The organism is Rhodococcus sp. NPDC054953, from assembly GCF_053609225.1.
Genome location: NZ_JBSGXD010000041.1, coordinates 1 through 23,155, shown reverse-complemented (window position 1 = coordinate 23,155; position 23,155 = coordinate 1). Strand labels below are relative to the sequence as shown.

Genomic DNA, 23,155 nt, shown 5'->3' with positions numbered 1-23,155 from the left:
GCGCCCAGGTCACCGACGGTGGTGGCATCGCGACCTTCACGACGATCTTCCCCGGCTGGTACACCGGGCGCACCAGCCACATCCACCTCCGTGTCCACATCGACAAGAAGACGGTGCTGACCACGCAGCTGTACTTCCCGGAGGATCTGATCGACGAGGTGTACGCGCGCAGCCCGTACGTCGAGCACACCGGCCGCGAGGCCAACGTCACCAACGCCACCGACAGTCTCTTCGACGAGTCCGGGATGCTGACCGTCGTCCCGACCGCCGATGGCTACCGGGGCGCCGTCAACATCGGGGTGTAGGCACATCCGGCCCGCGGCGGCCATGATGGAGGGCATGACGACGCCCTCCGGTATCGACCTCACCCACCTCGACCCGGGCATCCGCGCCCAGGACGACCTGTTCGCCCACGTCAACGGCCAGTGGCTGGACGGCTACCAGATACCCGCCGACCGCGCCGTCGACGGCGCCTTCCGCACCCTCTACGACCAGGCCGAGGTCGACGTGCGGGCGATCATCGACCACGCAGCGGACACCGGCGGGGTCGACGGCACCGTCAGCCAGCAGATCGGCGACCTGTACCTCTCCTTCATGGACGCCGACGCGGTCGAGCGCAGCGGGCTCGACCCGATCGCCGACGAGCTCGCCGCGGTGGATGCCGTCGCGAACCTGTCCGAGCTCGCCGCGCTGCTCGGCGGGCTGCAGCGCACCGGGGTCGGCGGCGCGATCGGCAACTACGTTGACACCGATGCGAAGAACTCCGCCCGCTACCTGGTGCACCTGACGCAGTCCGGGATCAGCCTGCCCGACGAGTCGTACTACCGCGAGGACTCCTTCGCCGAGATCCGCGCCGGCTATGTCCGGCACGTCGAGGCGATGCTCACCCTCGCGGGCAGGCCCGACCCGGCGGTCGCCGCGCAGCGCATCCTCGACCTGGAGACGGCGATCGCCGCGGGCCACTGGGACGTGGTCAAGCGACGCGACGCCGAGCTGAGCTACAACCTCGTCACGCTCGACGGCCTCGCCGAGCAGAATCCCGGCTTCGATTGGGCCGCCTGGGTTTCCGCGCTCGGCGGAACCACCGAAACGTTTGCCGAGCTGGTGGTCCGGCAGCCGAGCTTCCTGACCTCGCTCACCGAATTGTGGACCACGCGCCCGCTCGAGGACTGGAAGACGTGGACGGCGTGGAAGGTGATCCATTCCCGCGCACCGTATCTGACCGAAGCGCTGGTGGCGGAGGACTTCGCGTTCTACGGCACCACCCTGTCCGGCACGACCGAGAACCGGGAACGCTGGAAGCGCGGCGTCTCCCTGGTGCAGGACCTGCTCGGCGAGGCCGTCGGAAAGCTGTACGTCGAGAAGCACTTCCCGCCCGCAGCGAAGGCGCGCATGCAGGAACTGGTCACGAACCTGCAGGAGGCGTACCGCCGCAACATCGCCAACCTGGAATGGATGGGCCCGGACACCCGCGCGGCCGCGCTCGCGAAGCTGGAGAAGTTCACCCCGAAGATCGGCTACCCGGACAAATGGCGGGACTACAGTGACCTGGTCATCGACCAGTCCGATCCGGTCGGCAACTACCGGCGCGGGTACGCCAACGAACACGACCGGGACATCGCGAAGCTCGGCGGCCCGGTGGACCGGGACGAGTGGTTCATGACGCCACAGACCGTCAACGCGTACTACAACCCCGGAATGAACGAGATCGTCTTCCCTGCCGCGATCCTGCAGCCGCCATTCTTCGACGCCGCTGCCGACGACGCCGCCAACTACGGCGGCATCGGCGCGGTGATCGGGCACGAGATCGGCCACGGGTTCGACGATCAGGGCGCCAAGTACGACGGCGACGGCAACATGATCGACTGGTGGACCGACGACGACCGCACCGAGTTCGGCAAGCGCACCAAGGCGCTGATCGAGCAGTACAACGAGTTCGAGCCGAAGGCGTTGCCCGGCCACAAGGTCAACGGCGAGTTCACGATCGGCGAGAACATCGGCGACCTCGGCGGGCTGTCGATCGCGTTGGCCGCGTACACGATCGCCCTCGACGGCACCGAGGCTCCGAAGCTGGACGGCCTGACCGGGCTGCAGCGGGTGTTCTTCGGGTGGGCGCAGGTGTGGCGCACCAAGGCTCGTGACGAGGAGGCGATCCGCCGCCTCGCCGTCGACCCGCACTCACCGCCGGAGTTCCGCTGCAACGGCGTCGTTCGCAACCTGGATAGCTTCCACGAGGCGTTCGACGTCACCCCCGGCGACGCGCTCTACCTGGAGCCCGAACGGCGCGTCAAGATCTGGTGATGCCCGTCGCTGGCTACGTGCGGGAGGCGGCCACCCGCTCGTAGTCGGTGCGGTTCCGCGTCGCATACCCGACCGCCCACCGCTCGATCGCGTCGTCGAACACCGTCCCCGACCCGAGGTAGGCGGCGATCGCGGCGGGGTCGCCGGTGCGGGCGTGTGCCCTGGCGAGCGCGGTAGCGCAGAGCTGCGCGTAGATCCGCATGCCCTCCGGTCGCATCTTCGCGACGTCGAAACCGCCCTTCTTGTCCCGGAGTTGGCGGATATAGAAGTCGCGCCCGAACGGCCCGGTTCCGGTGAACCAGCCGAGGAACGGGTCGCTCGCGCTCTGGATGAGCCGCTGCCCGTCCACCACCCGCTGCCCCTGATCCGGGTACGGCAGTCCCTCGACGTACGGCGCAAGCACCGACGGCTGCGCCTCCTTGATCTGCAGGAACAGCGGATCGTCGACGCGATCACCGACGAACAGCGCGATGAAGGACATCGTCCCGACCGATCCGACCCCGACCACCTTGCGGGCGATATCCTGGAACCGGTAGCGCCGCAACAGCTGCCGTCGGTCACTGTCGAGTGACGCAAGATAGTTGCCCATCACGGACCGGAGCAGGTCGGTGACCTCCTTGTGCCGGTCGGGTTGCAGCCCCACCACCAGCGGCGGATCCTCGGTGATCCGGAAGCCGGCATCGGTGCGATGGGCGAACCGGGCGAGTGTCCCCAACTGGGTGTGCTGCTCCGCCTTCGCGAAGGACTTCTCCGCGAAGCCGACCTGCCGCTTCGTCAACTGTCCGCGCAGTCGCTCGACGACCTCGTCGGCCTCCAGTCGCAGGTACCAGAGGTCGAGCGCGGGCATGCCTGCCGCGCGCCGCATCATCTGCCGGTATGTCGTCGCGACGTCCCGCGCCGCCGCCCGTGACTCCTTCGGGCCGTGCCCGTTGTCCTCGGATGCGACGGCGACCGACACCGCGAGCCGCTTCACGTCCCACTCGAACGGACCTCGGTGTACCTCGTCGAAGTCGTTGAGGTCGAACACCAGTCGACGATCCGGCCCGGCGAACAGTCCGAAGTTGGCGAGGTGCGCGTCCCCGCACGCCACCACCATCAGGTCGGTCCGCGGGCCGTTCGCGAGGTCCCAGGCCATGATCGCCGCGGACCCTCGCAGAAAGGTGAACGGCGAGACGAGCATCCGCTCGTATCGGAGCGGCACCAGGTCGGGCAGTCGGGTCGCGTCCTGCCGCGCAAGCACCTCCGCCGGGTCCGGGCGCCCCGGAGCCGGTTCCCACTGCCCGTGCGCGCCGCGCGGCACGTCGGACCGCAGTCGCTTGCCCGCCCGGCGGCGCTCACCGGCGGGAACCGGGGGCTCGAAGACAACGCTCATCGCCCGACGCTACCGCCGCGCGACCGGACGCGCCGGTCAACCCGCCATTGCGGCCTCGGGTGCGATCCGCAGCGCGGTGACCAGGTCCCGGTACAGGGCGTCGGAGGCCATCAGTTCGGCGTGGGTGCCGCGGGCCCGGATCCGCCCCTTCTCCATCACCAGGATGGTGTCGGCGTCGATGACGGTGGAGAGCCGGTGCGCGATCGTCACCACCGCGCCGGTGCGGGACAGTTCGGTGATCACGTCCTGGATCGCGGCCTCGGTCCGGCCGTCGATCTGCGCGGTGGCCTCGTCAAGGAGCAGCACCTCGGGCCGTCGAATGATGGCCCGGGCCACCGCGATTCGCTGCCGCTGGCCGCCCGAGATGTTGGTGGCGGTCAGGTCCGTGTCGAGTCCGTGCTCCATCGCCCGCACCGTCTCGTCCAGGTGCACCGCCCGCAACGCCGCCCAGATCTCGTCCTCGGTCGCCTCCGGGTAGGTGAAGGCGACATTCGACCGCACCGTGCCGGGGACGATCGGGGTCTCCTGCTCCACGTACGCCAGCCGGGACCGGACCTCGTCGTACGGCAGCCCGCTGTATGGCACCCCGTCGAGGAGAATCTCCCCCTGCTCCGGATGGAGGAAGCGCAGCAGCAACGAAAACAGCGTCGTTTTGCCCGCCCCGGACGGACCGACGATCGCGGTGTGCCCGCGGGCGGGGATGGCCGCGCTGACCTGCCGCAGCGACGGCTCCGCGCCGGGGGCGTAGCGCGCGGTGACGTCGACGATGTCGAGGACCGGCAGCTCGGGATCTCGGTGGGCCGCACGGAGATCTACCACCTGGGCGGTGTGTGTGGAGTCCGCCCGATCGGCAGGCTCCTCGACCTCCATGTCCTGGACCTCGCGAATGCGGGCGGCGGCGGCGATGCCCGCCTGGATGGAGGCGAAGTTCCCGGCGAGCTGCGACGCGGGCGGGATGAGCTGAAATGCGTACAGCAGGAACGCGATCAGTCCCGACACCGCGAGCGCACCGGTGCCGACCCGCCAGGCGCCGAACGCGAGGATGCCCGCGACGGCGAGCTGCATGCCACCGCTGACGACGGCCCACACCACCGCGGTCGCCCGCACCGCCCGCAGGTTGTGCCGCTGGGAGTCGCGGGCGTCGACGATGATTCGCTCCGCCTCCCGGACCTCCGCGCGGGACGCCTTGACGGTGCGGATCGCCCGCAGCGCACCCTCGAGCCCCCCGCCCATTCGGCCGACCGACTCCTGCGCAAGGCGCTGCGAGCGCCCGATCTGGGGCATCAGCCACGACGCGCCGATGCCGACCAGCACCAGCGCGCCGACCATGACAGCGAGCAGCACCGAGTCGAGGAACGCCATCATCACCAGCGTGCCGGTGATCGCGGTGACCCCGTTGACCAGTTCGACGAGGGACGACGACGCGGCCTCCCGCAGCAGCAGCGTGTCCGAGGTGACCCGGGTGACCAGCTCGCCGGAGGGACGCTTGGTCACGCTGGCGATGGTCGCGCGGAAGTACCGCCGGACCATCGACTCCCGCGCGTCGAACACCACCTGGGCGGCGAGCGCCCCCATCAGGTTGTGGTAGGTGAAGCCGAGCACACCCGCGACGGCGACGAGGATCGCGAGAACGGTGACCGGGGTCTGCATGCTGTCGCCGGTGACGAGCGCGTCGAGGATCTGCTTGATCATCATCGGCATGACGAGCCCGGTCGCGGTGAACACCAGCCCGATCACGATGCCAATGAACAGCACCATCCGGCGCGGACGGATGAAGGACCACAGCAGCCGCACATTCGGCCAGGACGACTTCGCAACGGAGCCAGACATGCCCACAGTGGTACATGCGTGTCCCATTTTTGTCAACAAGTGATTCCTTTTGGAAGTTCACACTGCTAACGTGGGGGCATGACGACCGCGGTCACCGAATCCGGAACCAAGGCGCGCACCCGCCGGGCCATCCTGGACGCGGCCGTCGACGTTCTCAGCAAGAACCCGAGTGCGCCGCTGAGCGACATTGCCGCCGCCGCCGACGTCGGGCGAAGCACCCTGCACCGCTACTACCCCGAACGCGGGGAGCTCGTTGCCGCACTCGGGACGCACGCGCTGGACAAGCTCGATGCCGCGCTGGTGCGGGCCAGACCCACCGAGGGCCCCGCGGACGAGGCGCTGCGCCGGATGAGCCACGAATGCTTCGAGATCGGCCCCACCCTCGCCCTGGTCTACGGGGACCCGCAGGTGCTGTCCAACGAGGCGTTCTGGGTGCGACTCGACCGCACCGACGCCCCCCTGCTTGAACTGCTCGAGCGGGGTATCGCGGAGGGCACCTTCACCGCAACCCTCAAGGTTCGCTGGCTCCGGCGGATGCTGTGGTGGTGCCTGCTGACCGGATGGGAGGCGTTCGACTACGAGCAGTACACCCGCACCGAGGCGCTCGCGGCGATCGACGAGACCGTCGCTCGCATCACCGGAACGGCGTAGCCGCGCGCGGTGGCCGCTCCCGGACTCGGGTGAGCGACCACCGCCACCGGCTACGAGCTGCCGAACATCCCGGCCATGTCCGCGGTCGATCCGACGCTGCCGTTCCCGTCGCCGCCACCGGCGGACGGCCCCTGCTCAACGGTGAAGTTCCGCACCACCAGCGTGGTGACCAGGCTTGCGTCGGCGGACACCTCGACGTCGACACAGCTGCTGAACGCACCGTACGAGCCGATGGCCAGGCCCTCCACGTCCACGCTGTACGGGGCGGGATGAATCCCGACCGGCGGGATCCCGGACGGATGATCGGTGACGAGGCTGCCGTCCGACTGCACCGCCACCGTCGCGTTGGCGAACACCGCGGGTCGGGTCGCTTCCGTTCCGTCCCAGGTCTTCACCTGCTCCGTCAGCAGGGCAACGTCGATCGCGCCGCCGAGCACGGTCGGCGCCGTGCACGTCTGGCCGTCGGCGGGATCGACGGTGAGGGTGACCTTGTTGCCGTCGACCTGCACCGCCAGCTGATCGCCGTTCTCGACGACCGCGAACGTCACCGCCGCCGCCTGCTCCTCCGCCGCCGCCGTCGGCGCCAAGATCGTTCCGACGGCCAACCCCGCCACCGCCACCAACGCCACTCGCGAACCCAGTTCCATCGCCATCCGTTCCCCTCGTGTGCACAGTGCGACCGACGGTCGACGGTCGGGCACCCACCATGCCCGATCACGCCCGATCCGACATGCGGTTCGAGCGAAGTGTTTCAACAGATTTCCCGGCGCCGCGGGCACCGGTCAGGGGCGCGCGACCAACCCCTGCGCGACGGCACCGAGCCGCGCGAGCCGCAGATCACCGAGCGCGGTGACGGCGTTGCCCATCCGGTTGGTGACGTAGCCGAGCGACAGCCCGGTGTCGGGGTCGGCGTAGGCGCCGGACCCGCCGACCCCGTAGTGGCCGAACGCGTGCCGCGGCTGCGCCCGCTTCGCGAGGAACACCGGGTGGTATCCGAGCCGCCAGCGGATCGGGGCCCGCAGGACGTAGTCCCGGCGCCGGGTCTGCACCGCACCCATCTGAGTCAGGGTGTCCTCCTGCAGGAACCGCCTGCCGTCGATCATCCCGCCGTTCGCGATCGCGCCGTACATCTTGGCCAGCGCCCGCGCGGTGAACACCCCGTTCCAGCCGGGCATCACCGCGTCGTGCACGGCCGGATCTCGCACCAACCGGTCGAAGCCGTCGGGCATCGCCGCCTCCGCCAGCCCGTTCAGCGGTCCCACCCGCGACAGCACCGACGACGTCACCTCCCACGGCATCCCCGCGGGATTGATGTGCGGGAACAACTTTGCGATCCGCGGTCGCTGATCGATCGGAACCCGATACCAGAACTCCTCGACCCCGAGCGGTGCCGCGATCTCGTCCCGCACCACGTCCACAAAATCCCTGCCGGTCACGCGCGCGACGGTCTCGGCGACGAGCCAGCCGAAGGTGACGGCGTGATAGCCCGGTCCGTCGAACCGGCGCGGATCCGGGGGCGCGGCTGCGAGGGCGGCGACGACGGTGTCGTAGTCGAGGATGGTGCGCCGTCCGGGAACGAGGCCGCGCACCCGGTGCAGCCCGGCCCGGTGGGTAAGCATGTCCCGCACCGTGATCCGGCTCTTGCCCGCCGCAGCGAACTCCGGCCAGTAGGTGGCGACGGGCTCGTCGTAGTCGAGTACACCGCGCTCGGCAAGGCGGTGCAGCACCGTGCTGGCGACACCCTTCCCGGTCGAAAAGGACAGCGCGACGGTGTCCCTGGCCCAGCGTCGGTCGCGGTCCGCCCAGCCTGCCCAGATGTCGAGCACCAGTTCGCCGTCCAGATAGGCGGACAGCGCGCCGCCACCATGCTGCGGGCTGCGGTAGAGCGTGAAGAACTCGTCCGCCAGCGGCAGGAACCGCGGATCGACATGCATCTGGGTGGGTGCCCGGCCCGCCTCCTCCAGCGAATGCACCCTGGCGACTCTGGCGGCCATCAGACGACGCCCGCGTGTCGGGCCGCGGACCGCACCTGGAACGCACCGGCGACGAACAGGACGCCGAACAGGATCGCGAACGTACCGACCAGCCACATCAGCCCGGTGATGCCCGACCCCGGCCAGATCACCAGGATCAGCCCGAACAGCAGGGCGAGCGCACCGGCGACCATCGACCCGATCCACTGGCCCGCGTTGGCCATCACCTGGAAGGCGCCGATGATCTCCAGGACACCGACGAGGATCGCCCAGAAGCCCATCACGTAGACGAATGCCAGCGCCGTCAGGTCCGGCCACACGAACAGCACGATGCCCGCGATCACCGACACCACCGCGCCGGCCAGCCACCACACCCAGCTCGTCACCACGCGCCTCGCCTCGATCGCGCGGACCGCGGACACGATGCCGTCGACGATCCAGAAGACGCCGACAACGACGATCAGGACCTTGACCGTGGCGTGCGGCCAGACCAGCGCGACGATGCCGAACGCGATCGCGACGATGCCGCGAACGAGCAACAGCCACCACACGTCCTTCGCGATCCGCAGGATCGCCTCGTTGGTGCCGACCGTCGGAATTCCAGCCATCGCTACCTCCCGGTGCCGAGGGTGGCCGGCTCCGCGGCCCCCTGTCCGTTCGCGAGCCTACTGTCGCCGCAGCGGGCTGGCGTGCCGAAATCGGCTACTTCAGGTCACGATCGCGACTTGGCTGCACCCGCTTCGGCTCGCCGGGCATCTTCGGGTACTGCGGCGGATAGGGCAGGTCGCCGAGACCGTTCGCGGCGTCCCGCTCCGCCATCTCCAGCAACCCGTCGAGCGAGTGCGCGACCGCGTCGATGTCGGCGGCGGGATCGCCCCGCCGGGACAGCAGGTCAGGCACCGTCGCGATGGTGAAGTCGTCGGGTTCGATGTCCGGCAGTTCGGCCCAGGTGACCGGGGTGGACACGGTCGCCCGCGGTGTCTTGCGCACCGAGTACGCCGACGCGACGGTCTTGTCCCGCGCGGTCTGGTTGAAGTCCACGAAGATTCGCGCCCCGCGTTCCTCCTTCCACCACGCGGTCGTGACCCGGGTCGGGTCGCGGCGTTCGATCTCGCGGGCCAGCGCGATCGCGGCGTGCCGGACGTCGATGAAATCCCACCGCGGTTCGATCCGCACATACACGTGCACCCCGCGGCCACCCGACGTCTTCGGGTAGCCGACCAGGCCGAGCTCGTCGAGCAGCGGCGCCAGCAGGTCAAGGGCCACGGCCCGTGCCTCCGCGAACCCGGTTCCCGGCTGCGGATCCAGGTCGATCCGCAGCTCGTCCGGCCGGTCGGTGTCGGCGCAGCGGACCGGCCACGGATGGAAGGTCACGTTGCCCATCTGCGCGGACCAGACCACGTCCGCCGGCTGCCGCACCAGCAGCGCATCGGCGGTGCGGCCGTTGGGGTTGGTGACGGTGCAGGTGGCCAGGTGGTCGGGGCGCTTGGCGGGCAGCCGTTTCTGGTACACCTCCTCACCGTCGATGCCGTCCGGGAACCGCTGCAGGTGCGTCGGCCGCTGCCGCAGCGCGGTCATGATGCCGCCGCCGTCGAACAGTGCGACCGTCCGGTAGTACTCGGCGAGATGACGTTTCGTGCCGCCCTCGGAGCCGAGCTCGGGGAACATGACCTTGTCCGGGCTGGACAACCGCACCGCGATCCCGTCGACGTCGAGTTCCAGAGCCGGGCTCTTGCTCCGAGCCTGCGACGGTCGCTTCGCTTCGTCTGCCATCACTTCCCTCCCGCGAGGACGTCGGCGAGGTCGTACCGCACCGGGACGTCGAGTTGCTCGTATGTGCAGCTGCGCGGCTCGCGGTCGGGTCGCCACCGCAGGAACCGGGCGACGTGCCGCAGCCGGTCGCCCTCGAGCTGGTCGTACGCCACCTCGACCACCAGTTCCGGCCGGATCGGCACCCACTGCCGATCCTTGCCCGCCGCCCACCGGCTCGTCTCCCCGTCGTGCACCACGTCGTCGCCGAGGCGGAGCGGGTCGAGGATTTCCTGCAGCTCGACCCGTCGCGTCGCCGTGAACGCCGAGGCGCCCCCGATGAACCGCAGGTCGTCGCCGTCGTAGAGGCCGAGCAGCATCGACCCGATCCCCGGTTGACTCTTGTGCGGGCGGTAGCCGATCACCACCACGTCCGCGGTCCGCGCATGCTTCACCTTGACCATCTCGCGCTTGTTCGGGACATAGGCGCCGGACAGCCTTTTCGCGATCACGCCGTCGAGTCCCGCACCCTCGAAGGTGTGGAACCACTCGGTCGCGACGGTGGGGTCGGTGGTGGCGCGGGTGACATGGCAGGAGGGGCCACCGCCGGTCACGTCGAGCAGGGCCGCGCGGCGGTCCTCGAACGGCCGACCGGTGAGGTCGGTGTCGCCGAGGGCGAGCAGGTCGAACCCGATCAGCTGCGCCGGAGTCTGCTCCGCGAGCAACGCGACCCGGCTTGCAGCGGGGTGGATGCGTTCGGACAGCGCCTCCCAGTCGAGTCGGGTGCGGCCGTCCACCTCCCGCGGCACCACCAGTTCCCCGTCGAGGACGCACCGGTCCGGGAGTTCACCGCGGATCGCGTCGACCATCTCCGGGAAGTAGCGCGCCAGGTCCTTGCCGCTACGGGAGGACAGCACGACCTCGTCGCGGTCGCGAAACACCAGGGCACGGAAGCCGTCCCACTTGGGCTCGTACGACCACACGGGATCGTCGCCGGCGGGCTGCGGTGGCACCGCGTCGGCGGACTTGGCGAGCATCGGTTGCACGGGCGGGCTCAGGGGCAGGTCCACGTCCCCATACTGGCCCACGCGAGCCGTGTCCGCCGCCCGGTGGCCGCATCGGCGCTTACTCGCTGTCGAGACGGAACCCCAGTTTGAGGGTGACCTGGACGTGCCCCACCCGCCCGTCGACAATGTGTCCGCGGGTGTCCACGACCTCGAACCACTCCAGGTTCCTTACGGTGTCGTTCGCACGGGCGACGGCCTTCGCGATGGCGTCGTCGATGCCCGTCGTCGACGACCCGACGACCTCGGTGACGGAGTACACGTGATCGCTCATCGGTCTTCCTCACTCCTCGGTGAACCGGACCCATCCAGGGTAGGCCGAGGGCCTTGCCGAACAGTCCGAATCTGTGATCAAGTTCCCGACGGCCATACCGCGTTTACCGACATGAGGGGGACCCAATGGAGAAGCTCAAGAACTACGGCCTGCTGGTCAAGTACCTGGTCAGCACCCAGTGGAAGAAGATCACCGGCAAGGGCCAGCAGCAGGCCTGATCCGCCCCCGGCGCCGTGCCGCCCCTCAGCACGGCGCCGAGCGCGGCTAGAGCCAGCCGCGACGTTTGAAGATGGTGTAGAGGCCGACGCAGATCAGGGCCATCAGGCCGAGCGCAAACGGGTAGCCGCCCGCCCAGTGCAACTCGGGCATGTTGTCGAAGTTCATCCCGTAGACGGTGCCGATCAGCGTGGGCGCAAACAGGATTGCCGCCCACGCCGACACCTTCTTGATCTCCTCGTTCTGCGCATAGCTGGCCTGCGTGAGCGCCGACATCTCCTCGTTCTGCGTCTGCGACACCAGCGTCGCGTTGACGGTGAGGATGTTGCCGAGCAGCTGCCGGAAGCCGTCGGCGCGCTCGACGACGGTGGTCGCGTGGTCGGTGACGTCGCGCAGGTACCGCTGCAGTTCCTCGTCGGTCTGATACTTCTCGAACCCGGCCGACAGGCCGGACAACATGCCGAGCAGCGGCTTGGTCGCGCGCTGGAACTCGATCACCTCGCGGGTGAGTTCGTAGATGCGCCGCGACACCTTCGGGTCGCCGCTGAAGACCTCGGTTTCGATCTCGTCGATGTCGTTCTGCAGGCCGGCAACGACCGGCGCGTAGCCGTCGACCACGGCGTCGAGGATCGCGTACAGCACCGCTTCCGGACCGAGCCGCAGCAGGTCGGGCGCGTTCTCCATGCGCGCGCGCACCGCGGACAGGTCCGGCGACTCACTGTGCCGGACGGTGAGGACGAAGGTCGGGCCGCAGAACACGTGCAGCTCGCCGAAGTCGACGCGCTCGGTTTCGTCGACGTACCTGGCGGCGCGGAGCACCACGAACAGGGTGTCGCCGTACCGCTCGAGCTTGGGCCGCTGATGCGCGACGATCGCGTCCTCGACCGCCAACTCGTGCAGACCGAACTGGGCCGCCGCCGCGAGCAGCTGCTCCTCCGACGGCCGGTAGAGACCGATCCACGCCATCGACGACTCGTCGGGCAGGCTGCTCAGCGCTTCCGCCAGGTTCGACGGGGTCTCGATGCGGCGCCCGTCGCGGTACACCGCGCTGTTGACGACGCTCGATTCGACGCGGGCGATCGCGCCGCGCGGCGGTGTGGGGTGCGGCGCCATCGAGTGTTCGGGCGCGAGTCCGTCCCGGATCGGGTCGGCGGCACGCCGCGGCAGCAACGGACGGAATGGGCGCAGATCACGCATGGCTGGACGACTTTCGCAGGGTGTTCGGATACACGGACGGCCCGCGATGGGCGGGCGGTGGTGGTGTGTGCGAAATCGCCGCTGCGCGAGGCGTCGAACCGATACGGTTCAGCGACGACTTCGGCAGGTACTCGGAGGTTGGCTCGTCACGGTGAGCCTCACCTCCTCTTCCCTCAGCGCAACCGACCGGTGCGCGTGTGAATCCTCGGCAACCCTACTCGGCGGGAACACCCACCACCAATCGGACCGGGGCGCATCCCGACGGACGCGCCGACCGGCCACCACACGGACGACAGACCGGTCGGCCGGTGCGCTGTCACCTGCGGTGACGGCGCGGAAATCTGCACCAAACTGGACGCTCGATCTACAGTTTCCCCCTACGCTGCCGCAATGACTTCCACCATCACCACACAGGGCGGCGTCGTGCGGCGTGCCACTGTGCTCGGCAGCGCTGTCGTGGCGCTGCTCCTTGCGGCGTGCGCCGCTGTGCTGATGCCCCCGTCCGCGCACGCGGACCCGAACTACCTGACGTACTCCGCCGACAACGCCGCCTGGGGTGGCATGGATCAGATCCCGGCCCTGTCCGGCGAACTGATTCCGGGCGGCGAGGCGACCTCGCAGTTCTGGGCGAGGAACGACGGCACCGAGGGCGGGCGCCTGCAGGTGTACCTGGGTAACTGGACGAAGTCCCAGAACATGCAGGCGTACGTGCGCGCCGAGATCAACGACGCGGCGGGCGCGACCGTCGAGCTGGTCAACGACGTTGCGCTGCCCGGCACCGAACTCAGCAGCATCCATCTGAACCCGGGCGAGTCCGCCAAGGTCCTGCTCGTGGTCGGGATGCCCGCCGGGGCGGGCAACGAGACCCAGGACGGCACCGTCGACCCGGCCTTCTCGCTCGACTTCGAACTCGATCCGGCTGCCGTGGCCAGCACCACGGCCGTCACCGCGGTCGCCGCCACCATCGCGGGCACCTCGGTGGAGTTGACCGCGACCGTCACGCCCGCCGAGGCCACCGGCACCGTCCAGTTCAAGGACGGCGGTACCGACATCGGTGGACCCGTGGCGCTTGCGACCGGCGTCGCGACCTACAACCACACCTTCACCACGACTGGCGCACACGAGATCACCGCCGTCTACTCCGGTGACACCGGATTCGCCACCTCCACCTCCCCCGCCCACGTCGTGACGGTGTCCAGCGCCGAACTGGTGCCGACCAGCATCACGATCTCGGGTGGTACCGCGGTCAACAACGGCACCAACATCGAGCTGATCGCGGCGGTCGCCCCGAACGCCGCGACCGGCACCGTCCAGTTCACCGACAACGGCGTCGCCCTCGGCGCCCCCGTCGCCCTGGTGAATGGTGTCGCAAAAATCAACCGGTCCTTCAATGTCGACGGTGACCACAACATCATTGCGAACTACCTCGGCGACGCCACGCACGCGCCGTCCACCTCCGTGCCGCACACCGTCACGGTCTCGAGCGTGACCCCGGAACCGGGCGGTACCGGTTCCGCAGGCTCGATGGACATGGGCTCGCTCGGCGGCCTGCTCGGCGGCAGCTGACCCTCCGGCACGACGAAGGCCCCTGCACACAACCACTGGTGCGCAGGGGCCTTCGGCTTCCCGTCGGGGTCAACGCGTCCGACGCCTGCTCTCGATCCGGGGGATCACGACGGTCTCGGCATCGTGGACGGTCGGGCGAACCGGTGCCGCGACCCGCGCGATCGGGACGGTGCTGGGCTCGCCGTCCGCGGGGGTGACGGCGGATTCGACGGCGGGCGCCGCGACGGCGTCATCCTTGCGTGAGCGATCGCGGAGCGCGCCGACAAACATGTAGCCGGCGTAGAGGAACAGGCCGCCAACGACAACGACGATCAGCACGGACCGCTGCTGTCCGGTGATGAGGGAGTTGACGTAGCCCATGAACGGCACGCTGTACCACAGCTTTCCGCGGATCTGCCCGGGAACGACGGGGTTGGTGTCGCGGGACGGGTTGGCATCTCCCTGCGTGACGAACGACTGCTCGCCCCGAGCGTTCGCGCGGATCTCGATGATCCGGTGGGTGACGACATCGAGCTTCCCGGATTCCTTCTGGAAGGTGATGACGTCCCCCGCCGTGAGCGCCGCGGGGTCCTCCGATTTGACGACGATGAGGGTGCCGGGCGGATAGGTCGGCTCCATCGACCCGGTGAGCACCGTGTACGGCGTTGCCCCGGTCAGTCGTGGGACGACGACGGTGAGGGCGAGGACGACGAGGACGGCGAGGAGCACGAGCCAGGAGGCGATGCTCTTGACCCATCCCCACCCACCGAGATCGCTGTCCTCCCCGGACGCAGCAGTAGGCATGGGGGGGACGCTAGCGGGACTGCGCGGAGAAGGTGAACGTGGCGGTGGTGCTCTGGCTGTGTGGAGCGTCGGCACCGACGGTGCCACGCAGACATAGCACCTCGGTCGCTCCCGGCTCCACCGCGCGCTGGAGGAAGGTCGCGCCGACCAGCGGTCCGGTGTACAACGGCGCTCCGAGGACATCACCGGCGGCCGGGCAGGCGTTCGCCGCGCCGACCAGCGTCACCGAAAGCTCCAGCGGTAGCGCAGGATTCGACTGCTCCGCACTGAGGAGTTGGTATCTCATCAGCACATCGCCGGAGTTGTGGATCGTCACCGGCGCCTGCGCATAGCCGCCCGGTGTCAGGTTGGCGCCGGAGAGCGCGGTAAACGGGTACGAACTCAGCCCGCTGCCACCCACCCCGAGGTCGAGGATGCCGGAGGTGACGGTGCCCGCGTCGAGCCGCTCGGTCTGCGTCCACAGTGCGCCGGTCTGCTGCGCGGACAGCAACGCCACGCCGATGACGGCGGCGCCGCCGATGGCCAGCCAGCGGGTCCTATTCGACATGCGACTACACCTGCTTCAGGGTGACGTTGAACTGGGACAGGTTGATGGACTGCTGCATCGCTGCCGGATCGTCACTGGACTTCGGGAACGTGAACGTTACCGTCACGGTGACGGTCTCCCCGTCCAGCGCTGGCGTGACGAGTGCACCGTTCCCCTTGGCGGGCAGCGGGTTCCCGTCGTGCAGGTACCGGACGACCGGAGCCCCCAGCGCGCCACCCAGGGCGGCACCGCCGGTGAGGCCGATGCCCTCAGCGGCGAGGGTCGCTTCGAGTCCCGTGCCGCGGGCGGTGATCGTGAAGTCCGTCGTGTAGGTGAGCACGTCCCCGGGGATCGCGGTAAACGTCGAGATGTCGATCGGGCCGTTCTGATCCGACCAGTGCGAGGCACCCTGCCGGGTCAGCCTGAGCGCACCGGAGGTGGTACCGCCGCCAACACCGCCGCCGGGGGCCGCCGTGGTGGTGGTCGACCCGGCCCCGGCACCGGATCCGGGGCTTCCGGTGCTGCTGGCGCTTCCGGAGTCACTCGATCCGCCAGCGGACCCGAAGTCGGGCTGGCACGCGGTGAGCAGCCCGGCGCCGCCCGCGAGCAGGACGATCGTGGCACCGGCGGTGACCGCGCGCTTGAGCTTCGACTTCATCCGACCTTCGGCTTTCATCGTTTCCCCCTGCGGGGCATCGGAATTCGTCATCACGGCGGGCCTACTCTACGACCAGTGCGGCCACGTCGGCCGGCACCGTGTCGGAAGTCGGGTCGACGGCGGTCTGCGTGCCGGTGGCTGCGTCCACGCTGGTGAGCTTCTTTCCGTCGACGATCCACAGGGTGTCGGAGCTCGTGTCCCACACCGCCTGCGCGCCGGGACCGAGGGTGCCGGTGTAGGTCGGGGTGCCGTCGCCGTCGGTGACGGTCGCGGTACCACCGGAGACGTCCGCAAAGTAGCTGCCCGAGGGCGACGGATCACCCGCTGGCGCGGTCTGAGTCGGAGCTAACGATTCCTCCTCCACCTCAGCGGGCGGGGTGGAATCCGTCGTGGTCGGCGGCGCCGGGATAACCGACGTGGACGACGGCGGCACGCTCGTCGTCGTGGTTGGAGCGGGTACCCCCGTGCTGGTGGTCGGTGCCGTGGTCGCGGTCGCGGTAGCGGATGCGGACGGGGAAACGGTCGGCTCGATCGTCGGATCCGACGGTGCCGACTCTTCCTGCGCGAGTGCATCAGGACCGGGCCCGTCACCACCGCTGACGGAGCGCGAGAAGAACCCCGCGCCGGACGTCGTGCCGGTGACGTTGCCATCGCACCACACCGTGTTGGTGTACTGCTGCCAGATCTTGGTACCCCGCCATTCCGCGGACACCTCACCGGCCGGGTTCACCGTATGAATCTCGGCGGTATAGCGCCAGTTCGTGTTCGCACCCATGTTGCCCCGGTCGATCCACTGTTCCTGATACGCGCCAGGATTCGGCGTCGGGTTGATGGTCTTCAAGATCTCGCCCTGGCCGCCCCGGACAAGAATCCGGACGGTGAACGGTGCCGGGGGGTTGGTCCAATTGACCACGGCGCCCTTGTAGCCCGCTCCGGAGTCGGTCCAGCAGTTGCTGCTGCTGACCGGCGGCAGCAGCTTGGCGGCCGACGCGAAGACCCCGCTGTTGGCGGTGTTGGTGCCGGTCCAGGCGGCGCTGGTGCCGGTGGCTGACGCGGCGAGCGCGGTCAGCCCAACCGCGCCGAGCACCATCGCGGTGCGCGCGGGGACGACGCGGGTGAGGTGAAGTTTCGGGATGGGGATCTGCTGCGTCGGAGCGTCGTCGATCGTCATGGCGGGCTGCACGATGCGCTCGAGTGCGCCCGGCTCCGTCGTTCCGGAATCGTCGGAGCCGGTGTCGCCCTTGCGCTTCGATCCGGGACCGAAGGCGAGGACCATGACGCCGCCAACGAGGCCGCCGCCGAGGAAGATCGCCATCGGCGACGACAGCCAGGACACCGCGTAGCCGAGGCCGGGGACGGAGAAGAACACTCGGTCCACCTCGGTGACGGTGTACGGCGAGATGTCGGCGTCCGTGTTGGCGTCGCCCTTGAGGATCAACACCGCGTTGGTGCCGTCGGTGGAGACGATCTCCCGGATGCGGTGGGTAATGCGGGTGCCCTGCTGGTCGAGGACGCTGACCACGTCACCGACGGCGAGGTCACCGGCCTCGGTGGCCTTGGACAGCGCGAGCGCACCGGTGGGGATCTCCGGTGACATCGAGCCGGAACGGAAGACCAGCGGCGTGACGCCGAACAGGAAGGACGCTGCGGCCGCCAGCACGCAGATCAGGCCAGCGATGGCGCCGACATTGAGCGCGATCTCGCGACCGCGGGACCGGCCTGCGACGGGGGTGTTCACGTGAGTGGCCATGGCGCGCTCAGGCCGTCGTCGCATGGAAGTTGAAGGAGGTGTTCACCGTCTGGTTCTGCACCGCGGTCGACGCTGCCGAGTCGAGGGTCACCTGGAAGCACAGGCTCTCGCTGGCGCCGCTGGCCAGTGGCCGGGCGGTGGGAATCAGGTGTGCCGCGCCCCCGGAGGCGAGCGGAACGTTGTTCGCGATGACGGTGCCGCCGCTGCACGCCGTGCCGTTGGAGGTGCCGGTGGAGACGAGCACCTTCAGCTGCGGTGCGAGCACCGAGGAGGTGGAGTTCGCCACCATCGTGTAGGTGAACGGAACCGAACCCATGTTCTGCACGGGCAGCGCCGCGGCGACGCTGGTGCCCGGCATCATGCCGGTCTTCGTCAGGGTGGCAAAGGCGACGTCGGGCCCGCTGCTGCCGTTGAGCTGCAGGTCCACCGAGCCGGTGGAGAAGACACCGGAGGTGGCGGTGGCGGAGTCGCTCCACGCGGCGAGGGTGCCGATGGCGCCGAGCCCGAGGACGATCCCGAGGGACGCGATGGCCCTCGGCTTGCCACCGGACATCAGCGAGCGCGCTCGGGAGCCGAGCCCGGACGGAGTGCTGGGAATCTCGGAACGCGACATTCGCTGGGGCCTTTCGTGGGTCGAGCGGCTCGGGCTCTGGTTGGAACGATGGTGGTGCCGGCCGGACCACCCGAGTCGGGGGACGGGCGGTCCGGCCGGCACGTCAGGCGCCCGCCGCGTGCGCGGAAGGCGGGTCCGAGGGCTACTGCTGAGTCAGGGTGACCGTGAAGTTGCTCAGGTCGGCGGTCTTGCCCTGGTAGTCGGTTCCGGTCGCGTCGAACGCGAAGGAGGCCTTGGCCTTCACGACCTTGCCGTTGACCTGCGCGGGCGTGAGCACCCCACCCGGCACCGGTGCGCCGTCGATGGTGACGGTGATGTCCGGGTCCAGAGCCGGTGCCAGGTCCCCGGTGATGCTCGCGGCGTCCGCGACGAGCGTGGCCTCCAGGTTGTTGCCTTCCGCGGCAACCGCGAAGTCAGCGGTGTAGACGAGCACGTCCCCGGGGACGGCCTTGAAGGACGCGATGTCGGTGACGGCGGTGCCGTTGACGGTCCAGCCCGCAACGCCCTGCTGGGTCAGCGACATCGTGCCGGAGGTGATCGCACCACCGTCGATGGTGGCGGAATCGTTCCAGGCCGCCATGGTGCCCGCGCCGCCTGCGAGGAGGAGCGCGGCCGCACAGGCAGCGATGGCACCCTTGGTCTGCTTGTTCATCTGGTCAGCTTTCGTCGGACCCCACCGGGGTCTGGGAGTCGATGGTCGGAGCGGTTACGTGCGCCCAGGCAGTGGTGGGCTCTGCTTCGTGTGTGTCCGTGCTCGTTCGAGGATCGCGACGGTGACGACTGACGCCCAGAAATGGCCCTCATGGCCGACGCCGGGTTCGCGATGGGGAAGTGTCTACCACGCCAGCGAATCGTCCCGACGCGCTTTGAGGTCGTCCGTCCGAATGAATTTGGGCAGGTGTCCAAGTTGAGCCTTCATGCAACAGAGCCTCGGGCAACGCGAGCCCACGGACCTGCTGGTTCACTCCCCTCGACACCCGATTTCTGTCGGCCGATCGGCGGATACCGACAGCGCCGGCGAGGCCGTACCGTTCGCCACCCCCGCCGCCGGGCGCGGAAAACTGCGCACTTGCCGCAGACGTCCGCTATCTCGCCGCAACAGCACCACCCGACGGCGGCTTCTTGTCCGCTGCGACTGCTACCGTCAACGCCGGAATCCCGTGACCCCCACGGTGAAGGCGCCAGGGACACCCCTCCCGTGAGACGACATTCGAGGAGCACGTTGACCGAGATCCACACCGGCACCGGCGAGCCCGTCGCCTCGGAGCTTCGCGAACGCCGGATCGGCATCGTGGAGGACCACGAGTCGGTCGTGATGGGCCTCGAGGCGATGCTTGCCGATCATCCGAACCTCACCATCACCGCGGCCGCACCGACGGTGCCGGAGTTGCTCGCCTCGGGCGCGGACCTCGACCTCGTGATTCTCGACCTGCGCCTGGCGGACGGATCGTCCCCAAAGTCGAACGTGGAGCAGTTGCGGGCCGCCGGGCTGGAGGCACTGGTCTTCACCAGCGCCGAGGACCCCTACCTCGTTCGTCTCGCCGCCAAGGCGGGTGTGCTCGGCGTGCTCCGCAAGTCGGAGCCCACCGCGACCGTCGTCGCCGCGATCACCCAGGCCGCGAGCGGCGAGCAGGTGGTGACCACCGAGTGGGCCGCCGCCATCGACGGCGACCCCGGACTGCAGGACGTCGGCCTGAGCCCCCGTCAGCGTGACGTACTTGCGCTGTATGCGTCCGGGGAGAAGGCCACCCGGGTCGCCAGCCTGACCGGGCTGGCACCGCACACCGTCAACGACTACCTCGGCCGGATCCGCGCCAAGTACGCCGAGGCCGGTCGCCCCGCCCGCACCAAAACCGACCTCTACAAGCGTGCGGTGGAGGACGGCTGGCTGCCCGGCCCCTCCCGTCACCAGAACGGATGACCGCCGCGTCCGGTGCGCACCGGGGCGCTACCGACCGCATCCTGCGCACCTTCGCGGTGTTCACCGGCGTCGGCTACCTCTTCTACCTGCTGCTACTGCTCCCGTCCGTGATCGGACAGGCCGACCGCCTCGACCGCTGGTGGACACCGGTGGCGACGCTCGCGGTCTTCGGATCCGGAATCGCGTTCGGGTTGTCCGCACTGTCCGCGGACAGCCGCACGGTCCGGCGCACCGCTGGGGTCGCCGCGGTGCTGTTCCTGGTCGCTCTCGGTACCGGCATGGTGGCGTGGCACGGCCCCGACCTCACCGACGGGCAGGGGGTGTGGCTGTCCGCCTTTCCCGGCGTCGCGAGCCTGGCCGCGGTCGCGGCGTGGCGTCCGGTTGTCGCCTTCGGGCACATGATCATCGCCAGCGCCGGTGTGCAGATCTTCAACGCGCTCGCCAGGGACCCCCGGATGACCAGCCCGCTGATCCCCGACATCGCGTTCTCGATCATGTTCTGCACGCTGTTCGTCGGCGCCGCGGTGATGGCGCTGCGCACCGGCCGAGTGCTGGACTCGACGCTCGACGCAACGCACGCGGCGGCCGCCGCTGCGGCGGCGCGTCACGCCCGCACCGTCGAACGCGCCCGTTTCGACGCGATGATTCACGACGGCGTGATGTCCACCCTGCTCGCCGCGTCGCGTCAGGGCACGACACCGAGCCTCAGCGCGCAGGCCGAGCGCACTCTGCGCCAATTCGACGCGCTCCGCGCCGGCCCGGCACCCGACGACCGGTTCGACGTCACCGAGATCGTCTCCCACCTGCGGACCGCGACCGGTGACGTGGACGACCACATCGATCTCGACGTGCGGCGCGCGCCGGGGCACCACACGCTGACGATGCCTGCGGAGGCGGCTCGTGCGGTCGGGGCCGCCCTGGCCGAGTCGCTGCGCAACAGCGTCCGGCATGCCGATCCCGGCGCCGAGCGCGGGGTGACGGTCACCGTGGGCGGGCGGAGCCTCACCGTCGAGGTGTCCGACAGCGGACCGGGATTCGATCCGAAAACCGTTCCCGCACACCGACTCGGACTCGCGGTCAGCATTCTCGGCCGGATGCGGCAACTGCCCGGCGGATCCGCGGCGATCGACTCACAGCCCGATGCGGGTACCCGGGTCCGGCTGTCCTGGAGTGCGCAGTGAACTCCCCTGAGCTCCAGGATAGCCGCGATGTGCGGACGCTGATCGGCATGAAGAGCCCCGCCGCGAACGCGATCGTCGCGTTCTACGCGGCAACCGTGGTGCTGCTGGCCGTGACCTCCAGGGCGGGCGTCAGCTCCTTCTGGCCGATCGCAGCCGCGGCGGTGATCGTCACGCTCGCTGCCGTTGCCCTGATTCGGGTGCCGGGTGACCCGATGCCGCTCGTGCCGACCCTGCTGACCACGGCAACCGGGCCGGTCACGGTCGCCCTGGTGCTGGCCGTGCTGCCGATCCCGATCGCGAATCCGCTGCAGCTGTGGCCGCTGGGCGCAGTGACCGCGATCTACGCGTTCATGGGGGTTCGTGGTCGGACCTGGTTCGCGTGGCTGGGGATGCTGTCGACGATCGGCACCTGTGTGGTGTGGTCGACGCTGACCGGGCAGGGCGCCGCCCACGGTCTCGCGAGGTCGGTCATCAACATCGCCCCGCTGCTGATGGCGACCTTCTTCGCCTACACGATCCGGCCGGCGGCGCGGGACATCTTCGAGTTGCGGGCCCAGACCACCCGCAGGGCGGCCGCCGAGGCCGCGGACACCGCGGTCCTCGAGGAACGAGATCGTCAGCTACGCAGGCTCGACGAGCAGGCCCGACCCCTGCTCGACCGGATCGCCGCTGGTGAGTCCCTCGACGAGAGCGAGCGGCTCGCGTGCCGACTCCTCGAAGCGCATCTTCGAGACAGTGTCCGGGCGCCGGTGTTGTCCGACCGTGCCGTGGTGGTCGCGGCGCGCGACGCGCGGGCCCGCGGAGTCGAGGTGACCCTGCTCGATGACGGGGCCATGAACTTCGTCGCGGACGACGCCCGCCGCCGCTTTTTCGACCACGTCGCCTGCGAGCTGTCCGCAGCCACCGCGGGCGGGGTGACGGTCCGAATCCTGCCGCCGGGTCGGGCCGCGTCCGCGACGGTGCTGTGCAGCACGGCGGACGTGGTGCGCCGCACCGAGTTCGGCACCGACGGCCGCCCGCTCCGCGCCTGATGGAGGTGTCGATCGGCATCCGAGGTGAGAGGGCGGATTCGGCGCTGACCCGGTTCCCCGAGCTGCGCTGACATAGCAGTGCGGTGATCTCGCAAGAGATCGAGGGAATCGATGTCGGTGCGGCCGTTACGATCCCACTCGATGAGATGATGGACGGCGGTCATCGTCACGGGCGCATCGCAGCCCGGCCGGGTGCACCCCCTCGACGCCGCAATCAACGCCAAACGCTGATCCGCCGAAGCTAACCGTTTCGCCCGACCAAGGTGCAGCGGCCGACCCGCGTGATCAATCCCCCGAGCACTTCGTGCAGGGAGGTGCCCCCAAGCACCAGCACCGGATGCGCCCGCTCCGCAAGCCGCAGCGCATCGGTGATCGGGACGATCCCCCCGGAAGCGGTGGTGACCACCCCCGACGCCTCCTCCAACTGCCGCAGGGTCATCGTGATGATCGCCGTCGCGGGCAGCCCCCGATGCCGACCCAACGCCCCCGACCCGAGCAG

21 protein-coding genes and 2 pseudogenes are annotated in these 23,155 nt (G+C 69.5%); 7 read left to right on the top strand and 16 right to left on the bottom strand.

Annotated elements, in window-relative coordinates:
* Both ACWF62_RS19955 and ACWF62_RS19950 read left to right on the top strand, forming a co-directional pair.
* Positions 1–305, top strand: a pseudogene (locus ACWF62_RS19955) (protocatechuate dioxygenase); the annotation flags it as partial.
* Between the two features lie 34 nt (positions 306–339).
* Positions 340–2,301: a M13 family metallopeptidase gene (locus ACWF62_RS19950; RefSeq protein WP_378570432.1), complete on the top strand. Its 1,962-nt coding sequence runs from the start codon at positions 340–342 to the stop codon at positions 2,299–2,301.
* Positions 2,302–2,314: 13 nt separating this feature from the next.
* Here the strand turns inward: ACWF62_RS19950 and ACWF62_RS19945 are convergent, their stop codons facing one another.
* The gene (locus tag ACWF62_RS19945) at positions 2,315–3,673 is read right to left on the bottom strand and encodes a DUF2252 domain-containing protein (protein WP_452631146.1); all 1,359 of its coding nucleotides are present in this window, start codon (positions 3,671–3,673) and stop codon (positions 2,315–2,317) included.
* 36 nt (positions 3,674–3,709) lie between these two features.
* On the bottom strand, positions 3,710–5,503 hold the full coding sequence (locus ACWF62_RS19940) for an ABC transporter ATP-binding protein (RefSeq protein WP_452631144.1): 1,794 nt from the start codon (positions 5,501–5,503) through the stop codon (positions 3,710–3,712).
* A gap of 78 nt (positions 5,504–5,581) precedes the next feature.
* On the opposite strand from ACWF62_RS19940, the gene ACWF62_RS19935 reads away from it, so the two are divergent.
* On the top strand, positions 5,582–6,154 hold the full coding sequence (locus tag ACWF62_RS19935) for a TetR/AcrR family transcriptional regulator (protein WP_378509243.1): 573 nt from the start codon (positions 5,582–5,584) through the stop codon (positions 6,152–6,154).
* Between the two features lie 50 nt (positions 6,155–6,204).
* Here ACWF62_RS19935 and ACWF62_RS19930 read toward each other — a convergent pair whose 3' ends face one another.
* From ACWF62_RS19930 to ACWF62_RS19900, 7 genes are all read right to left on the bottom strand, one after another.
* The gene (locus tag ACWF62_RS19930; RefSeq protein ID WP_452631142.1) at positions 6,205–6,807 is read right to left on the bottom strand and encodes a hypothetical protein; all 603 of its coding nucleotides are present in this window, start codon (positions 6,805–6,807) and stop codon (positions 6,205–6,207) included.
* 129 nt (positions 6,808–6,936) lie between these two features.
* A complete protein-coding gene (locus tag ACWF62_RS19925; protein WP_378509241.1) occupies positions 6,937–8,148 on the bottom strand; it encodes a serine hydrolase domain-containing protein in 1,212 nt (403 codons plus the stop codon).
* On the bottom strand, positions 8,148–8,735 hold the full coding sequence (locus ACWF62_RS19920) for an HdeD family acid-resistance protein (RefSeq protein WP_452631140.1): 588 nt from the start codon (positions 8,733–8,735) through the stop codon (positions 8,148–8,150). The genes ACWF62_RS19925 and ACWF62_RS19920 overlap by 1 nt, the downstream gene beginning before the upstream one ends.
* Before the next feature lie 94 nt (positions 8,736–8,829).
* Complete coding sequence (ligD, locus tag ACWF62_RS19915; protein WP_452631139.1) at positions 8,830–9,900, bottom strand: non-homologous end-joining DNA ligase; 1,071 nt, start codon at positions 9,898–9,900, stop codon at positions 8,830–8,832.
* Positions 9,900–10,946 (bottom strand): ATP-dependent DNA ligase, encoded by a 1,047-nt coding sequence (locus ACWF62_RS19910; RefSeq protein WP_452631137.1) that lies wholly within the window; start codon positions 10,944–10,946, stop codon positions 9,900–9,902. Before ACWF62_RS19910 ends, ligD begins: the two co-directional genes overlap by 1 nt.
* Before the next feature lie 55 nt (positions 10,947–11,001).
* Positions 11,002–11,214: a dodecin gene (locus ACWF62_RS19905; RefSeq protein WP_378509237.1), complete on the bottom strand. Its 213-nt coding sequence runs from the start codon at positions 11,212–11,214 to the stop codon at positions 11,002–11,004.
* Positions 11,215–11,478: 264 nt separating this feature from the next.
* The gene (locus ACWF62_RS19900; protein ID WP_378509236.1) at positions 11,479–12,627 is read right to left on the bottom strand and encodes a magnesium and cobalt transport protein CorA; all 1,149 of its coding nucleotides are present in this window, start codon (positions 12,625–12,627) and stop codon (positions 11,479–11,481) included.
* Positions 12,628–13,017: 390 nt separating this feature from the next.
* Here ACWF62_RS19900 and ACWF62_RS19895 point away from each other — a divergent pair, with 390 nt between their 5' ends.
* Positions 13,018–14,193, top strand: a complete 1,176-nt coding sequence (locus tag ACWF62_RS19895) for an Ig-like domain-containing protein (protein WP_378509235.1) — start codon at positions 13,018–13,020, stop codon at positions 14,191–14,193.
* Positions 14,194–14,262: 69 nt separating this feature from the next.
* Here the strand turns inward: ACWF62_RS19895 and ACWF62_RS19890 are convergent, their stop codons facing one another.
* From ACWF62_RS19890 to ACWF62_RS19865, 6 genes are all read right to left on the bottom strand, one after another.
* Entirely contained in the window at positions 14,263–14,976 is a 714-nt protein-coding gene (locus tag ACWF62_RS19890; protein WP_452631134.1) for a signal peptidase I, read from the bottom strand.
* A 10-nt stretch (positions 14,977–14,986) separates the two neighbouring features.
* A complete protein-coding gene (locus ACWF62_RS19885) occupies positions 14,987–15,523 on the bottom strand; it encodes a hypothetical protein (RefSeq protein WP_378509233.1) in 537 nt (178 codons plus the stop codon).
* Positions 15,524–15,527: 4 nt separating this feature from the next.
* Positions 15,528–16,178 carry an alternate-type signal peptide domain-containing protein gene (locus ACWF62_RS19880; RefSeq protein WP_378509232.1) on the bottom strand — a complete coding sequence of 217 codons (651 nt, stop codon included), beginning with the start codon at positions 16,176–16,178 and terminating at the stop codon, positions 15,528–15,530.
* Between the two features lie 43 nt (positions 16,179–16,221).
* Positions 16,222–17,910, bottom strand: a complete 1,689-nt coding sequence (locus ACWF62_RS19875; protein WP_452631131.1) for a signal peptidase I — start codon at positions 17,908–17,910, stop codon at positions 16,222–16,224.
* A 7-nt stretch (positions 17,911–17,917) separates the two neighbouring features.
* Positions 17,918–18,523: a SipW-dependent-type signal peptide-containing protein gene (locus ACWF62_RS19870; protein WP_452631129.1), complete on the bottom strand. Its 606-nt coding sequence runs from the start codon at positions 18,521–18,523 to the stop codon at positions 17,918–17,920.
* A gap of 142 nt (positions 18,524–18,665) precedes the next feature.
* Positions 18,666–19,175: an alternate-type signal peptide domain-containing protein gene (locus ACWF62_RS19865; RefSeq protein ID WP_378509229.1), complete on the bottom strand. Its 510-nt coding sequence runs from the start codon at positions 19,173–19,175 to the stop codon at positions 18,666–18,668.
* A 663-nt stretch (positions 19,176–19,838) separates the two neighbouring features.
* Between ACWF62_RS19865 and ACWF62_RS19860 the strand changes: the two genes are divergently transcribed.
* Genes ACWF62_RS19860 through ACWF62_RS19850 form a run of 3 tightly spaced genes read left to right on the top strand, consistent with a single transcriptional unit; the run spans position 19,839 to position 22,656 of the window.
* Positions 19,839–20,444 (top strand): response regulator transcription factor, encoded by a 606-nt coding sequence (locus ACWF62_RS19860; RefSeq protein ID WP_452631148.1) that lies wholly within the window; start codon positions 19,839–19,841, stop codon positions 20,442–20,444.
* The gene (locus tag ACWF62_RS19855; protein ID WP_378509228.1) at positions 20,441–21,625 is read left to right on the top strand and encodes a sensor histidine kinase; all 1,185 of its coding nucleotides are present in this window, start codon (positions 20,441–20,443) and stop codon (positions 21,623–21,625) included. Before ACWF62_RS19860 ends, ACWF62_RS19855 begins: the two co-directional genes overlap by 4 nt.
* Before the next feature lie 47 nt (positions 21,626–21,672).
* Complete coding sequence (locus ACWF62_RS19850) at positions 21,673–22,656, top strand: hypothetical protein (RefSeq protein WP_452631127.1); 984 nt, start codon at positions 21,673–21,675, stop codon at positions 22,654–22,656.
* An 86-nt stretch (positions 22,657–22,742) separates the two neighbouring features.
* Here ACWF62_RS19850 and ACWF62_RS19845 read toward each other — a convergent pair.
* Positions 22,743–23,155, bottom strand: a pseudogene (locus ACWF62_RS19845) (DUF222 domain-containing protein); the annotation flags it as partial.